The sequence below is a fragment of the Streptomyces sp. NPDC002403 genome, from assembly GCF_053593015.1.
The window spans coordinates 1-14,992 of sequence record NZ_JBSFBQ010000013.1 but is presented as its reverse complement, the minus strand read 5'-3'; the positions used below and the strand labels follow the sequence as shown (position 1 = coordinate 14,992).

The 14,992-nt window shown below is 71.9% G+C and carries 12 protein-coding genes and 1 pseudogene; 7 read left to right on the top strand and 6 right to left on the bottom strand.

Annotation, left to right across the window (positions count from 1 at the left end; all coding sequences use genetic code 11):
• Positions 1 to 11 precede the first annotated feature (11 nt).
• The gene (locus tag ACWCPY_RS16730; protein WP_451265548.1) at positions 12 to 2,138 is read right to left on the bottom strand and encodes a tetratricopeptide repeat protein; all 2,127 of its coding nucleotides are present in this window, start codon (positions 2,136 to 2,138) and stop codon (positions 12 to 14) included.
• 318 nt (positions 2,139 to 2,456) lie between these two features.
• Between ACWCPY_RS16730 and ACWCPY_RS16725 the strand changes: the two genes are divergently transcribed.
• Positions 2,457 to 4,256 carry an AAA family ATPase gene (locus tag ACWCPY_RS16725; protein WP_451265546.1) on the top strand — a complete coding sequence of 600 codons (1,800 nt, stop codon included), beginning with the start codon at positions 2,457 to 2,459 and terminating at the stop codon, positions 4,254 to 4,256.
• Positions 4,257 to 4,259: 3 nt separating this feature from the next.
• On the opposite strand, the gene ACWCPY_RS16720 is transcribed toward ACWCPY_RS16725, so the two are convergent.
• Entirely contained in the window at positions 4,260 to 5,075 is an 816-nt protein-coding gene (locus tag ACWCPY_RS16720) for a maleylpyruvate isomerase family mycothiol-dependent enzyme (RefSeq protein ID WP_451265544.1), read from the bottom strand.
• A 661-nt stretch (positions 5,076 to 5,736) separates the two neighbouring features.
• On the bottom strand, positions 5,737 to 6,381 hold the full coding sequence (locus tag ACWCPY_RS16715) for a dihydrofolate reductase family protein (protein ID WP_451265542.1): 645 nt from the start codon (positions 6,379 to 6,381) through the stop codon (positions 5,737 to 5,739).
• 104 nt (positions 6,382 to 6,485) lie between these two features.
• Between ACWCPY_RS16715 and ACWCPY_RS16710 the strand changes: the two genes are divergently transcribed.
• Positions 6,486 to 6,983: a winged helix-turn-helix transcriptional regulator gene (locus tag ACWCPY_RS16710; RefSeq protein WP_451265540.1), complete on the top strand. Its 498-nt coding sequence runs from the start codon at positions 6,486 to 6,488 to the stop codon at positions 6,981 to 6,983.
• Between the two features lie 93 nt (positions 6,984 to 7,076).
• Here ACWCPY_RS16710 and ACWCPY_RS16705 read toward each other — a convergent pair.
• The 3 genes and pseudogenes from ACWCPY_RS16705 to ACWCPY_RS16695 all read right to left on the bottom strand — a co-directional run.
• Positions 7,077 to 7,189 (bottom strand): annotated as a pseudogene (locus tag ACWCPY_RS16705) (IS5/IS1182 family transposase); the annotation flags it as partial.
• Between the two features lie 81 nt (positions 7,190 to 7,270).
• Positions 7,271 to 8,044 (bottom strand): ABC transporter permease subunit, encoded by a 774-nt coding sequence (locus ACWCPY_RS16700; RefSeq protein ID WP_451265538.1) that lies wholly within the window; start codon positions 8,042 to 8,044, stop codon positions 7,271 to 7,273.
• The gene (locus ACWCPY_RS16695) at positions 8,041 to 8,961 is read right to left on the bottom strand and encodes an ATP-binding cassette domain-containing protein (protein WP_451265536.1); all 921 of its coding nucleotides are present in this window, start codon (positions 8,959 to 8,961) and stop codon (positions 8,041 to 8,043) included. Before ACWCPY_RS16695 ends, ACWCPY_RS16700 begins: the two co-directional genes overlap by 4 nt.
• A gap of 178 nt (positions 8,962 to 9,139) precedes the next feature.
• Between ACWCPY_RS16695 and ACWCPY_RS16690 the strand changes: the two genes are divergently transcribed.
• The 5 genes from ACWCPY_RS16690 (at position 9,140) to ACWCPY_RS16670 (ending at position 14,815) form a co-directional block, all read left to right on the top strand.
• Complete coding sequence (locus ACWCPY_RS16690) at positions 9,140 to 10,348, top strand: sensor histidine kinase (RefSeq protein WP_451265534.1); 1,209 nt, start codon at positions 9,140 to 9,142, stop codon at positions 10,346 to 10,348.
• On the top strand, positions 10,345 to 11,091 hold the full coding sequence (locus tag ACWCPY_RS16685) for a response regulator (RefSeq protein ID WP_451265532.1): 747 nt from the start codon (positions 10,345 to 10,347) through the stop codon (positions 11,089 to 11,091). Before ACWCPY_RS16690 ends, ACWCPY_RS16685 begins: the two co-directional genes overlap by 4 nt.
• A gap of 489 nt (positions 11,092 to 11,580) precedes the next feature.
• Positions 11,581 to 12,291, top strand: coding sequence for a response regulator transcription factor (locus ACWCPY_RS16680; RefSeq protein WP_451265819.1), 711 nt, complete (start codon positions 11,581 to 11,583; stop codon positions 12,289 to 12,291).
• Positions 12,281 to 14,260, top strand: a complete 1,980-nt coding sequence (locus ACWCPY_RS16675) for a sensor histidine kinase (RefSeq protein ID WP_451265530.1) — start codon at positions 12,281 to 12,283, stop codon at positions 14,258 to 14,260. The genes ACWCPY_RS16680 and ACWCPY_RS16675 overlap by 11 nt, the downstream gene beginning before the upstream one ends.
• 126 nt (positions 14,261 to 14,386) lie before the next feature.
• Positions 14,387 to 14,815 (top strand): hypothetical protein, encoded by a 429-nt coding sequence (locus ACWCPY_RS16670; protein WP_451265528.1) that lies wholly within the window; start codon positions 14,387 to 14,389, stop codon positions 14,813 to 14,815.
• The last annotated feature ends 177 nt before the right edge of the window (positions 14,816 to 14,992 follow it).

Below are 14,992 nucleotides of genomic sequence, written 5' to 3'. Positions count from 1 at the left end.
GGGACGCGGGTTCACCCCGTGACGCACGCCTCCCGCATCTGCCGCAGGTACAGCAGCTGGTACTCCGCGCTCTGCCCGTCGAGCACCGTGATCGCCGCATCGATCAGCGGCAGCGCCGCTTCGGTGTTCTCCTCGTCCAGCCGGCTCTCGGCCAGATCCGTGAGCGTCCGCGCCATGTTGTACGTGTCGCCGCCGGACCGGAAGTACCGCAGCGCGGTCTCCAGCCTTTCCCTGGCCTCCTCGCGGCGGCCGGGGCCGCGCAGTGCCCGTCCCCGATGACGCTCCAGCAGGGCCCGGGCGCGCGGCAGATCGGCGGTGCCCTCGTCCCCCTCGCCCATGGAGTCCAGGATGCCGCCCGCTTCCTCGAAGCACGCGTACGCCTCCGGGTACCGCCACTGGCGCAGCCTCAGCAGGCCCAGGAACTCGACGGCCGAGGCGTGACCCCGTTTGTGGCCGGCCGATTCCTCGGCCCGCGCGGCCGCCCGCGCCGCCGTCTCCGCCTCCTCCCAGCGCTTCAGCTCGGTGAGGGTGTGGGCGAGCTGCGCGTGCAGTGCTCCGGCGTCGGGGCTCGCGGGGCGGTGCGTGTCGACGAGGCGCGTTCCGATGCGGAGCGCCGGCAGCAGCATCTCGTGGTGGCCCGCCTTGAGCTGGAGCGGCCACAGGGAACGGCACAGGCGTACGGCGGTGTCGGGGTCGCCGGACTCCTCGGCGCAGCGCACCGCCTCGACCAGATTGCCCGCCTGAGCGAGCAGCGCGTCGAGGGCGGCGCCCCGGTCCTCGTACCGCTGCCCGGCACGGCCCTCGGCCGGCGCCGGGACCCGCCAGCTCTCCGGGAGTGCCTGGTGGGCGGCCGACGCCGCCAGGTCCGCGTATGCGCCCAGGGTGCGGGCGAGAGCGGCCGAGCACGCCGCGATCCCGTCCTCCCGGACCGCTGCCGCCTCGGCGTGTGCGCGGACCGCGTGGCGGTAGTGGTAACGGCCGTCGCCGGTTCCGTCGGCGCCGCGCTCCAGGAGCATCCGGTCGGAGAGGTCCTCCAGGAGTTCCGCCGTGGCATCGGGGTCCAGGCCGGTGGTGCGGGCGGCAGCGACGGCGTCGACAGCGGGCCAGGCGCGCAGCGCCATCAGCCGGTACAGCCTGGCGGATTCCGGCGTCAGGAGCCGGTAGTTGTCCTCGGCGGCCCCGCGTACCGGGTCGCCGTCCGTCTCGGTACGACGTGGCGGAAGGGTGGGCGCGGAGAGCTGGTACGCCGCGGCGCGCAGGGCGTACGGCGACCCGCCGCAGCGCCGGAGCAGCGAGGGCAGCGCGGCACGGGCGGCGGCGACCGTGGACTTGTCGGTGACGGCGGTGAGCAGCCGCTCCGCGTCCTTGTCCGAGAGCGGACCGACGGGCACCCGCAGGGCGTCGATGCCGGGGAAGGGGGCACGGGCGACCAGGATCGTGAACACCCCGGGTGCCGAGGTGAGGAACGGCCGCACCTGCCCGGCGGAGTACGCGTGGTCGAGCACGACCAGGAGCCTGCGGTCCGCCACACAATGGCGGTAGAACTCGCCGAGCTCGTCCGTGCCGGTCGGCATCTCCTCGTCCGGTACACGCAGTTGGCGCAGCAGCGCCCGCAGTACGGTTCCGATGTCGCGCCCGCCACCGCCGCCTCCGAGGTCGGCGTAGATCTGCCCGTCGGGGAAGAGGCGGGTCGGCTGTGCTCCGAAGTGCACGGCGAGCGTGCTGGATCCCATTCCGTCCGGGCCGTGCACCAGCGCGAGACGGGGCCGGCCGTCCGGGCGGCGGGACGCCTCTCGCTGGAGCTGCTTCATCGCCTCCTTGCGATCCGTGAAGAACCTGATGGAGGCGGGGAGGCTGGACCGCACGGCCCGTGCCGGGGCGGGGGCGCGGCCCACCCGTGCGGCGAACGCGGTCCAGGAGGAGGCGAGTTGCGGATCGGCGCGGAGCCGTTCGTGGACCATGCGGGCCACGTGGTCCCGCTCCTCCGGGGCGACGGGGGCGGGGACCTCACGGCCGGTGATCCTCCGCACGGCCGCACCGGTCGACTCCCAGGCCCATTTGCCGGCCTCGTTGGCCATTCCCGAGCCGACCGCGCCGAGTACCGCCGAAATCGCCGCCACCGAAGTGGGATCCAGCATGTCGCGCACTCCTCGTCCCCGGTGTTCCGCGCGGTGCGCACTCCCCGGCACCGTCGCTGTCACCGTGCGGGGCAACGTTAGCGCCAACGGGTCGATGTCCCCCGGGCATCGCGACGGTGATCGCCCGGACCCGATGCGGATCGGCCGTTCATCCGTCCGGAAACCGACCTTTCACCGGCCTCCGGGCGGATTCGGCCGCATCCGCAGTCTTCAGCGGCCGCCACGCCGTGTTGGATATCCTGGCGGTTGTTCCAGGTCATCACGGCGAGCCCCGTCGGCCGTCGGCGCGCGGGCCGGGGCCTGTCGAGGGGAGTAACTGTGCAGGGAGCAGCCGCGAGCCGGGGCTCGGCCAAGAAGGCCGAGCAGGCTTGGCAGCAGGCGATGGTCCTGCTGCAGCAGGGCGACGAAGCGGCCGCCGCCGAACGGTTCTCGCTCGCCGCGGCGCACGACCCGCTGGCCGCCGACGCCTGGCTGGGGCTGCATGCCACGGGGCGGCGTCAGAAGGAGGCGCTGGACGGCATGGTCCGCGCCTCCGGGTCGTTCGGCGCTCTGCGTTCGAAGTTCGGGATGCCGCTGCGCTCCCGGTTCCAGCTCGGTCACTACGTCACCTTCCGGCTCGAGAACGCCCGGGACCTCTGGGTGGCGGCCATGACCTCGCTGCTGGACGCCGGGAAGCTCGACGAGGCCTGGGCCGGGCTCTCCACCGCGCAACTGGACTGTGACGAGACCCGGTTCGTCTGTACGCGCTACGCCTTCCTCAAGGAGGACTGGGCCCTGGTCCTGCGTTTCGCCCCGGGGATCCGTGACGCGTTCCTGCACGACGAGGCTCAGTTGTACGTGGGCGCGGCACTGTTCGCGCAGGGGGTCTGCCACGAGGCGCTGAACGTGCTGGCGAAGCTGCCGAGGAAGCTGGAGTCGGGGAGCCGTTTCGACGCGGAGGTCACGTACTTCATGGGCCGCTCCCTGGAGTCGCTGGGCCGGCCGGAGGAGGCGCTGAAGCGGTATCAGTACGCGTACCGTTGTGCGCCGGGCCTGTTCGACGTGGACGTACGGGCCCAGGCCCGTACCTCGGCTCCGACCGCGTCGGCCGTGGCCGGGCAGTCCTCCACACCCTCCCCCGCCCCTTCCGCCCCGTCCCCTGCGGCGCCTCCGGAGGTCCGTACGGCCGCTCCCGTGTCCACGGCCCGGGCGGCCGGTCCGGAGGCCGGGGAGGGCGACGGGGACGGGCTGTCGCGGGAGGAGAGGGCGCTCCTGCTCGCCCAGGCCCAGGAGGCACTGGACGGCATGATCGGCCTGGAGCCGGTGAAACGGCAGGTCCTCACGCTGATCGCGCAACTGCGCATGGCGGCGCTCCGGGAGGAGCAGGGGCTGCCCGGCGGCGCCCGGCCCCGGCACTTCGTCTTCGCGGGGCCACCCGGCACCGGGAAGACCACCGTCGCCCGCATCATCGGCAAGGTCTTCGCCGGTCTGGGGCTGCTGCGCTCCGGCCATGTCGTCGAGGCCCAGCGCGTCGACCTCGTCGGGCAGCACCTGGGATCCACCGCCATCAAGACCAGCAAGGTCATCGACTCCGCCCTGAACGGCGTGCTGTTCATCGACGAGGCGTACGCCTTGTCCAACAGTGGGTACAGCGGTGGCGACGCGTTCGGCGACGAGGCGCTCCAGGTCCTCCTGAAGCGCGCCGAGGACGACCGGGACCGGCTCGTCGTCGTGCTCGCCGGCTATCGCGAGGAGATGACCGGTCTGCTCGCCGCCAACCCGGGTCTGGTGTCCCGGTTCAACACCCGCGTCGACTTCCCCTCGTACTCCGCGCAGGAGCTGCTCCTGATCGCCCGGTCCATCCTGTCCGGTCAGGGCGACGAACCCGACGAGGAGGCCGCGGCCGCACTCGGCACGCTCTTCGCCTCGGCCGTGGACGAGGGCATGGCCGACACCCTCGGCAACGCCCGTTTCGCCCGCGAACTCTGCCAGAAGGCCGCGGCGCAGCGCGATCTGCGCCTGTACGCCGAGCACTCGGGCGGCACGACGCCCACCCGGGCGGAGATCGTCACCGTGCTCACCCAGGACGTGATGGCGGCCCACCAGGAGCTCATGGAGTCCCACGGGCACCCGGCATAGGACTCAGGGGGCCTTGAACAGTCCGGGGAACCGGGGAGCCAGCCAGGGCCTGCGGCCCCAGGCGAACACCCGGCCCCGGGCCATGGCGCCATAGGGGTCGGTGCGGCCGAGCGCCATCAGGAAGAAGGTGACCGGCTCGATGAGGATGGTGCAGTCGGGACGGTCCGGCGGCCGAGGGGTGACGGTCACGGCGCCGTCGGTGAACGTGACGCCGAAGCGGGAGCCGCCCCACAGGCGGATCGTGTACCTCGCGGTGAGCCGGGCGGTGGCGGCGGCATCGGTGACCCTGGGCATGGCGGCGATCAGGAACGGCAGCGACAGCTCGACGCGTTCGCGGTCGACCATGTGACGGCGCCGCAGCGCACGGGCCAGGTCGTAGCCGTGGCCGAGCATGTGCGTCAGCAGGTACGAAACCAGCACCTCCCGGTTCATCGGCCCCAGCGGAGTGAGGACGTCCCCGGCCCCCGCGGCGCTCCGCTCGACGGCCGTGAGGCAGGCGTCCGCGTGCGCGACGATCAGCCCGGCCAGCGGCTCGGCGGCCCGCTCGTCGAACCCGGCGAGAGCACGCTCGTTGGCCGCGGCCAGGCTCTGCGGCGTGCCGTCCCCGTAGGGGCGCTTCTGCCCGGCCGCGAGCTGGGCCATCAGCTCGTTGGCCTGCGCCAGATGCGCCGCGGCCTCGCCCACCGTCCACTGCGAACCGGGCACCGCGACACTTGTGTCGGCAACCCCGCGCAGCACCGCGGCGATCTCCTCGGCGGTGGCCCGGCAGGCCTCGCCGAGCCCTGCGGGCAGCACGCCCCGCGCATCGTGTCCGGTCACCGAATCCACACTTCTCCCCACTCTTCCCAGCCCCGGCCGCACCTGCGCGTGGATGGGCCGCCGACGGTACACAAGACCAGGCATCCTGCCCCGCGACAAGAGCCGGCGCCCATTCGTCCAGCGGGAGCAGGACTGACGGCACCCGATGTCCACCCATCAGTAACTGCCGTTGCCCTGTTGGGCGGCACCGCTTCCACCCCCTCCCTCACGCAGTTGCCCTGACACCGCCTCCACGTGGGCGTCGGTGGAGTCGTACCGGGCGCCGGGCGTGCGGATTGGACGGCGCGGCCGTCAGCCCGCCCCTTCCCGCCGGGGACAAGGCGTCGAACACCACGGTCATGGCGCCTACGTGGTCTCCCGGCGTGAACGTCGCACAGCGGCCGCTGGGTTCACCGGACGTGTCGCGGAGCCGGCGACGGGCGGACCGCCGCGATGCCGCGGCACGGCTCCGCGCACTGAGCCTGGTGCCGCTGATGACCGTTGTGCGCGCGTTCCTCGCGGTTCCGGCCGAGAGGCCACGCCGATAGGCACGGGCGGGGCCCATGGCAGACGGGGCAGGCACAGGTTCCGTGATCACCGGGTTGCGACGCTCTGTGACCATCGGAGATCCTGTGCCTGCGATGCCTTCATGTCGGCGAGCCCGGCCACGGTCGCGCGGTCGCTACGGCCGGGTGAAGGTCATGTGCGTGACGCCGCTGGAGGTTGTCACGGACTCGGCCTGAAAGCGCTTCTCGAGTCCTTCGAGTCCGTCCCACAGGCGCTCGCCACGGCCCAGAACGATCGGGACGACGGCAATGTGCAGATGATCGATGAGGTCTTCGACGAGGAACTCGCGGATCGTGGTCGGCCCGCCACCGATCCTCACGTCCAGGTCGCCTGCGGCCTCGCGTGCCTGACGGAGTGCCTCCTGCGGCGTGGCGTCGATGAAGTGGAACGTGGTGCCGCCCTCCATCTCCACCGAGGGGCGAGGGTGGTGGGTCAGGACGAACACCGGGGTGTGGAAGGGCGGGTTGGGCCCCCACCAGCCGTTCCAGTCGTCGTTCTCCCATGGCCCGCGCTGGGGGCCGAACTTGTTGCGGCCCATGATCTCCGCTCCGATCCCGGCATCCCAGGTGCCGGCGATGGCGTCATCGACGCCAGTACTCCCACCCGGCTTGCCCAGCATCTTCTGGAAGGTCGTGGTGGGGAAGAACCACTCATGGAGCCGCGTGCCGGCGTGACCGAACGGGGCGTCGATACTCTGCCCTTCACCGGTGGCGAATCCGTCGATGGAGACGGAGAAGTTGTGGACCCTCACGCGGGACATTGCACGGACCCCTGCCCTCGAAGCGATGTGATTGCGAACTGCAATCACTAGCCGTGGGCGAGCCTAGACTCGGTGATGGCAGAATGCAATCACTGGAGGTGGGCATGCGAGACGAACCGCGGTCCGGATGCGCGGTCAACGCGGCGGTGGAGGCCCTCGGGGACCAGTGGAGCCTCATCGTCCTGCGTGACATGGTGTTCGGCGGGCGCCGACACTTCCGCGAGTTGCTCAACCACTCCGAGGAGGGGATCGCGTCGAACATCCTCAGCAGCCGTCTCAAGGCCCTCGTCGCCGGCGGTCTCCTCACGCAGGAACAGGCCGAACGAGGGCGTCGAGCGACGTACAGCCTCACAGAAGCGGGCATCCAGACAGTCCCCATCATGGTCGCGCTCGGCTCCTGGGGAATGCGGCACCGCCCGACCTCACCCGAACTCAGCGTCCGCGCTCGCCTCCTGGAGGACGGCGGCCCGCAACTCCGGGAGGACCTCATGGACGAACTCCGCGAGGTGCACCTGGGTATTCCCCGCCCGAACCCCAACCGCACCCGGGCCTCCGAACTCCTTCAGGCAGCCTACGAACAGGCGCTCACGGAGGCGCACTGACACACCCCTCCGGCCGGCATCGAGATCGCTCGGAGTACTGGCTCCTCCACCGATACCCATCTTTCCGCGCGGACAGGCGGCAGGCCATGCGCGGTGGGCTCCGGCCAGGACACGGCCGAGGGGACGCCTGCACCCGAGCGTTCGAGGCCCTGTTTGCCGCGGCCGACCGGTGAGCGACCGGCTGCCTCACCGCCTCCGGGGACCTTGTGCCCCGCAAACGAGCAGAACTTCACGGCAATCCCTGAGCGCCTGTTGCCGGACGGGCGGCGGAAGAGTACGAGCCGGTGTCAGGCGTCCTGTCGGCGCAGTACCAGGTAGCCGCTGATCAGGGCGGCGGCCGTCCAGGCCAGCAGGATGGCGAGTGCCGCCCCCGATCCGTAACCGGGTCCGTAGCGTCCGTCGTCGGACGGCCCGGCGATGTGCATCAGTTCCAGGCCGGCCTGGTCGGGCAGATACCGCAGGACGGGCTTCAGAGCGGGAATGTTGCCGAGCCCCTGGGAGCCGAGGAACAACAGCGGGAGCAGGATGCCCATCGAGATCGCCGAACTGCGCACGACGGTCGCGATCCCCATGGAGAAGGCGCAGATCAGGGTCAGGTAGACGACGGCCCCGGCGAGCGCGGCCGGCACTCCGTCCGCGGTGAGGCCGGTTCCGTACGGGCCGAGCGCCGCCTGTGCCGCGACGAACGTGATGAGGACGATCACCGTCGAGGCGGCGAGGGCCGTCAGAGTGCCGGCCAGCACCTTGCCGCCGTAGAACAGACCACGTCCCGGCACAGCGGCCAGCGAGGTCCGGATCGATCCGGACGAGTACTCGGCACCGACGAGCAGGACACCGAGCACGACGAGGGCGAGCTGCCCGAGGGTCACGCTGTACAGGGCGGCGACCAGCGGATCGAAGTTCACGACGTGCTCGATGTCGTTGCGCCAGTTGGACGCGACGAGCGTGCCGATGCCTGTGCTGAGCACGAAAGCCAGCAGCAAGGTGCAGGCGGTCGAGCGCACGGTCCATACCTTGGTCCATTCGGCGGCGAGCACCGCCCGGGGCGAGTTGCTGGTCATCGCTGTGCTCCTCCCGGCCGCTCCGCCCGGTACTCGACCGCGTCGGCGGTCAGCCGCATGAACGCCTCTTCCAGCGATGTGTGACTCCGTGCCACCTCGTGCACCGGCACCGCGTGGGCAGCGACCAGTTCACCGATCCGCTCCGGGCCGGCAGCCGCGCTCAGGCTCCCGTCCGCGCATTCGGTGACCTCGATCCCGGCGCCGGCCAGCACGTCACGCAGCCGCTGCGGTTCCGGGGTGCGCACCCGCACCCCTGCTTCCGTGTGTTCGTCGATGAACGCGGTCAGGCCGGTGTCCGCGAGGAGCCGGCCGCGGCCGATCACGACCAGATGATCGACGGTGAGTGCCGCCTCGCTCATCAGGTGACTGGAGATCAGCACGGTGCGCCCTTCGGCCGCCAGGTCCCGCAGGAGGCGCCGGATCCACAGGACGCCCTCCGGATCGAGCCCGTTGACCGGCTCGTCGAGCACCACGACGGCCGGTTCGCCGAGCAACGCCGCGGCGATTCCCAGTCGTTGGGCCATGCCCAGCGAGAACGTCCCCATCCGTCGGCGCGCGGCGCTCGCCAGCCCCGCCAGCTCGATCACCTCGTGCACACGGCGTGCCGGGATCCGGTTGCTCCGGGCCAGACACCGCAGATGGTCCAGTGCGGTCCGGCCGGGGTGCACGGCCCTGGTGTCGAGCAGAGCGCCCACCGTACGCAGCGGATCGCGCAGCTGTCGGTACGGTGCGCCGTCGATCCGCACCTCGCCGGCGGAAGGGCGGTCCAGGCCCAGCATCATGCGCATCGTGGAGGACTTTCCGGCGCCGTTGGGGCCGAGGAATCCGGTCACCAGGCCGGGCCGTACCCGGAAACTGAGCCCGTCCACCGCCGTGGTGTTCCCGTATCGCTTGGTCAGGTCGGTCGCTTCGATCATGTCGGCGATGTTCGGGGACGAGAGGCCGCTGCCGCATCCTGCCCGGGGCCTACCGCCTTTCCTCCACCCACGGGTGGAGGGGGCCGACACAGGAGCCTGTGCCTCCACCCCTGGGCGGAGCGCCAGGTTCAACTGCCGGACGGAGGTGGCGGGCCCTGCGCCTGGATAGGGTCGAGAGGTGCGCGCACGTACTACTGAGGTGGACCCGGACTATCATCCGATCCTGGCCCGGCGGCTGAGCCGACGCCAACACATCGCCCTGGACTGCCTGTTCGTATTCGTCTATGCGGCCGCACTGTTGCTGACCGGCTCGACGGCCGCCGCGCCGTCGTCCACGGCACCCTCCCCGGTCCCGGTGCCATGGGAGCGGCTCGTACTCATCGCGGCGGCCACCGCGCCCGTCGCCGTGCGGCGGATCTGGCCGTTGCCCGTGTTCGTGTTCGTTCTGGGGGTGACCGTCGTCGCCGTAGTACGGGACGCCACCTGGGACCCGTTCCTGGCGGCGGCGTTCGCCATGTACACCGTCGCCCTCACGGTGCCGTCACGCCGTTGGTGGCAGCGGTGGCTGCCCGGACTGGCGCTGGCGGTCCTGTCCCTGGCCGGCGCCGCCGGAGCGACGCACGCGGGCGACGCGTACTGGTGGCGCGGCGGCCCAGGGCTACTGCTGCTCGGCTTCACCGCGCTGCTCGGCGCCTGGCAGCTGGGACGGGCCGCGCGGCAGAGACGCGCGTTCGCCATCCGGGCGGTGGAGCAGCTCGCGCAGCGAGCCGTCACGGAGGAACGCCTGCGGGTCGCCCGCGAACTGCACGACGTCGTCACCCACAGCATGGGCCTGATCGCGGTCCAGGCCGGTGTCGCCAACCATGTCCTGCACGTCAGACCGCAGGAGGCGCACGACGCGTTGCAGGTCATCGAGCGCACGAGCCGCACCGCACTGAACGACATGCGCCGGATGCTCGGTGTGCTGCGCACCCCCGAGGGCGAGCGGCAGCCGGCCTCTCTCGGCCCGGTCCCCGGCGCTGCCGCACTTCCCGACCTCGCCGGGCAGGCCGGTGCGCAGCTGACGATGCGCGGTGTCGAGAACCTGCCCGACGGAGTCGCTCTGGTCGTCTACCGCATAGTCCAGGAGGCGCTCACCAACGTCGCCAAGCACGCCGCCCCGGACTCCCGTTGCCAGGTGGAGGTCGTCGCGAACGGCCGCGACGTCCGGATCGACATCACCGACGACGGCGGAGGGCGGGCGCCCCTGACGAAGACGACCGGCGGCCATGGCATCGTCGGCATGCGCGAGCGCGTCGCCATGTACGGCGGGACGCTCACCACCGGACCGCGTCCGGAGGGCGGCTTCGCGGTTCACGCGTCCCTGCCGTACGAGGAGAGCACATGACCAGGCCCGCCGGCTCGCCCGCCGGCTCGCCCGCCGAACCGCCCGCTGTTCCGTCCAAAGATCCGGTCCGGGTCCTGATCGCCGACGATCAGGCCCTGCTGCGCGGCAGCCTCCGCGTGCTCGTCGATGCCGAACCCGGCCTGGTGACCACATCGGAGGCGGCGAACGGGACGGAGGCGGTGCGCTGCGCCCGGCAGGACCCGCCGGACGTGATCCTGATGGACGTACGGATGCCCGGGATGGACGGCATCGAGGCGACCCGGCAGATCTGCGGTTCTCCCGGCACCGCGAACGTCAAGGTGCTGATGCTGACGATGTTCGACCTGGACGAGTACGTCTATGCCGCGCTGCGGGCCGGCGCGAGCGGCTTCCTGCTCAAGGACACGCCAGCCGGCGAACTGATCGCGGCGATACGGGTCGTGGCCCGAGGCGATGCGCTGCTGGCACCGGCCGTGACGCGGCGCCTGATCGCGGAATTCGCGCATCGCCCACAGCCCTCGCAACCACTGCCGCACACCCTGGACGGTGTGACCGGGCGCGAGCGCGAAGTCCTCACCCTCATCGCCCGCGGCCTGTCCAACACCGAGATCGCCGAACGGCTGTACCTCGGCATCGCCACCGTGAAGACCCACGTCGGCCATCTGCTCACCAAACTCGACTGCCGCGACCGCGCGCAGTTGGTGATCGTCGCGTACGAGAGCGGCCTGGTCACGGTGGTACGCCCACCGGCGACCGGTCCTTGAGGGCCGCCTTCCTGCGCCGCGGCCGGAGGCCTCACCCCGCCGCGGACGATGTGGGCCCCGAAGAGGTGCGGGTTGTGTTCCGGCATTCCGATCACCACAGCACCGCACGATGCGGCGTCGATCGCAGACCACGGACCGCGGACCACAGACCCGGACTGTGTCTGCTGCCCCACCGGACACGGTCCCACCGCTCGCTACCAGGACGCTCGTTATGGTCGGCGAGTACCCCGGCCAGGGCATCGGCAGGCAGGCCCGCCCACCGGATCAGTTTCTCCGACGCCATTCGCCAACGTGACAGTGCCACCTTCGGTGAGAGGTCGTGGAGCACGTCGACGTCGGTGAACCGTGCGGGGCAGGGACGGAATCTCTCCGACCACTACCCGCTGGTCGCGCCGGTTCGGTAGCGCGCCGGCTCGTCCGGTGTCCCGCCCCGGGAAACCGGACGAGCCGTGCGGACCCTCTACGATCGATCGCGTGTGCGCAAACGTGATGGTCGCCGAAGACGACGAGAAACAGGCCGAACTCGTACGCCGCTACCTGGAGCGCGAGGGCCACTCGGTCAGGGTCGTGGGCGACGGCCTCGCGGCGCTCGCCGAGGTCCGGCACCGGGAGCCCGATCTGCTGGTGCTCGATGTGATGATGCCGAGGGCCGACGGCCTGGACGTGGTACGCGTGCTGCGTGCCGAGCACCGGGAGCTGCCGGTGCTGATGCTGACGGCCCGCAGCACCGAGGACGACCTGCTGCTGGGGCTGGATCTCGGTGCGGACGACTACATGACGAAGCCGTACAGTCCGCGTGAGTTGATGGCGCGGGTGCGGACCCTGCTGCGGCGCAGCCGGCGGGGTGCGCAGGACACCGGCCCCACCGCGGACCAGAGGTTGCGGGTGGGTGCGCTGGTGGTCGATCCGGACCGGCACGAGGTGTCCGTCGAGGGCCGGTCCGTGGACTGCACCCCCGGAGAGTTCCGGATTCTGGTCGCCATGGCGACCGAGCCCGACCGGGTCTTCACCCGGCAGCGGCTCCTTGAGGAACTGCACGGCTTCGACCGGTACATCAGCTTCCGTACGGTCGATGTGCACATCATGAACCTGCGCAAGAAGATCGAGCCGGCGCCCCGTCGGCCGGCCCGGCTGATCACCGTCTTCGGTGTCGGATACAAGCTGACCGACCCGGCGAGGAACGCTTCCGTTGCGCCGTGAGCAGCGGCGGACCCGGCTGCCGCTCCGCAAGAGCCTGTTCGGCCGTCTGCTGGCCGCGTCCGCGCTGGTGGCCGCCTGTTCGGTGGCCGCCACCGCCTGGCTCGCCGTACAGACCACGTCGGGCGCCATCAAGCAGGAGCAGGGCCAGAACCTCACCGCCGACGCCCGGATCTACAACACCCTGCTCGGGTACGCGGCGGGTCACCCCACCTGGGACGGCGTCGAGAGCACCGTGCGCGACCTGGCCCGGCAGTCCGGCCGGCGGATCACGCTCACCACTCAGCAGCGTCACCCGCTCTCCGATTCCGCCGCCCGGTCGTCACCGCCCGCGCTGCCGCCGCAGGCCTCGGCGATCGTCGATCCGCTGTCCGTGGACACCGCCCTGTCCCGGACGACCGACCGGGCGGGTGCGGCGGCCGACCGTGTCGACCCGCGCGCGGTCGGTCCGTTCCGGCTGCCCGCCGCCGAACGTACGGCGCTGCGGCACGCCGCCGACCGGAGCGCGGCGTGCCTGAACCGGGCCGGGATCGCGGCGGACGTGGTCGGGGGCCCGAGCGGACGCCCGCGCGTGGAGATCGTGGGCAATGATCCGGACCGTGTACAGAACACCCGGTGCACGACCGACGAGCTGGACTCCCCTACCGCGACCGAGCAGAAGGCCCTGGACGCGCTCAACCAGCTCGCCAACGCCTGCCTGAAGCGCCAGGACCGTCCGGGCATACAGCTCGATCTGAACCTGTCCTGGGGAGACGGCTCCGTGGCGAAGGTCCCCTCCGATGCCCGCCCCGTGACTCCGACACCCGCGCCGCCGCCGAGCATCCGCACCGGCGAGGACGACCGGGCCACCGCCTCCTGTGTGGACACGGCCCGCCGGGAGCAGCTCAGCTCCTACGTCGCCTCGCCCGCGCTGCTGTTCATCGGCGACGAGGGCGGCACGACCGTTCCCGGTTTCGACCTCTCCCCCGCGAACACCGCGAAGATCGCGGGCGCCGCGGCGCTCGTCCTGGCACTCACCGTCGGAGCCACCGTGCTCGCCGGGTCCCGGCTCGTACGGCCGCTGCACGCCCTGACGGGCGCGGCACAGCGGATGCGGGACGGGCAGGACTCCGCGCCCGTGCTGGTCAGCGACGACAACGAGATCGGCCGGCTCGCCGCGGCCTTCAACGACATGGCCGACCACCGCGCGCGTCTGGAGACACAGCGCAAGGACATGGTCAGCGACGTCGCCCACGAACTGCGCACCCCGCTGAGCAATATCCGGGGCTGGCTGGAGGCGGCTCAGGACGGCCTGGCGGAGCCCGATCCCGCGTTCATCGCCTCGCTGCATACGGAGGCCGTGCAGTTGCAGCACATCATCGACGACCTCCAGGATCTCGCCGCGGCGGACGCGGGGGCCCTGCGTCTGCACCCCGAGCCGGTACGCGTCGAGGACGTGCTCGCGCAGGTCGCCGCGGCGCACCAGGTCCGGGCCGAGACCGCCGGGGTGGCGCTCTCGGCACTGCCGGCGCCGGACGACGCTCCCTGCCCCGCGTTGTGGGCCGACCCGGTCCGGCTGCGCCAGGCCATCGGCAACCTGGTCTCCAACGCAGTGCGTCACACCCCGTCGGGCGGACGTGTGACGGTGCGCGCGTTCGGCGCGGGGGCAGCCGAAGAGGTCGTGGTGGAGGTCGCCGACACGGGCTGCGGTATCTCCGCGGAGCACCTGCCGCATGTCTTCGACCGCTTCTGGCGTGCCGAGAAGTCGCGCAACCGACGCACCGGGGGCAGTGGGCTGGGCCTGGCGATCGTACGGAAACTCGTGGAGGCGCACGGAGGCTCGGTGAGCGCGGTCAGCTCCGAGGGGCGGGGCTCGGTGTTCACGCTCCGGCTGCCGGTGGGGCAGGCCGGCCCGCAAGGTCCCGCCGGTCCGGCACGGGCCCGGCCGGAAGGGGCGGACGACGGCGCCTCGATTGGGACGGACCATGTCTGATGCGATGACCACAACGTTCTGACAGCTTCTTCATAACTTCGCGCCAGCCTGTCGGCATGCCTCGCGTCCCGGGTGCGAACCAGCACCCGGGCACAACCGAGGCCGATCTGGAATGGAGCGATGTCCATGCCCCACCGACTGTCCCTGCGCACCGCCGTCCTCGCCGCTGTCGCGGCCGGCGCGGTGCTCGTACCGTCCGCCGCCGCCTTCGCCGACGCCACGCCCTCGCCTTCGGCGCCGTCCGTGAAGAGGTCCGCGGCAGCCCGCGCGGAGGGCGGCGCCACCGCCGAGCCCAAGGCGGCCGCACAGCCGTCGGTGACGCCCCGTGGCGGTGTCGCCGCGGGCGACAGCCCGGCTCCGGTGGCGGCCGAGCCCGCCGTCAAGCGTTCCGGGGCCGCCGCTCCGCGCGGTGGCGTGGCCGCCGGTGAACGCCCGGCCGGGACCTCCGACGACCGGACCACCGCCCTTGCCGGATCGGCCGCGGCCGCCCTGCTGGTCGCCGGAGCGGGAACGATCGTGCTGCGCCGCCGCTCCGCCGCGCAGCGCAACGGCTGACCGGCCGGCCGCAACCGCACCGAGTCGACCGACGCCGCAGCCCGGTTGATCCGAGGCGCCGGTCGACACCCCTTCGTGGGGGGGGCCCGGGGGGGGGGGCGGCCCCGGCGCGGTACGCCCCACCAAGGGGCCCCCCCGGAGACACACAAACGAGCGTCGGGGGGGGGGGGGGAATGG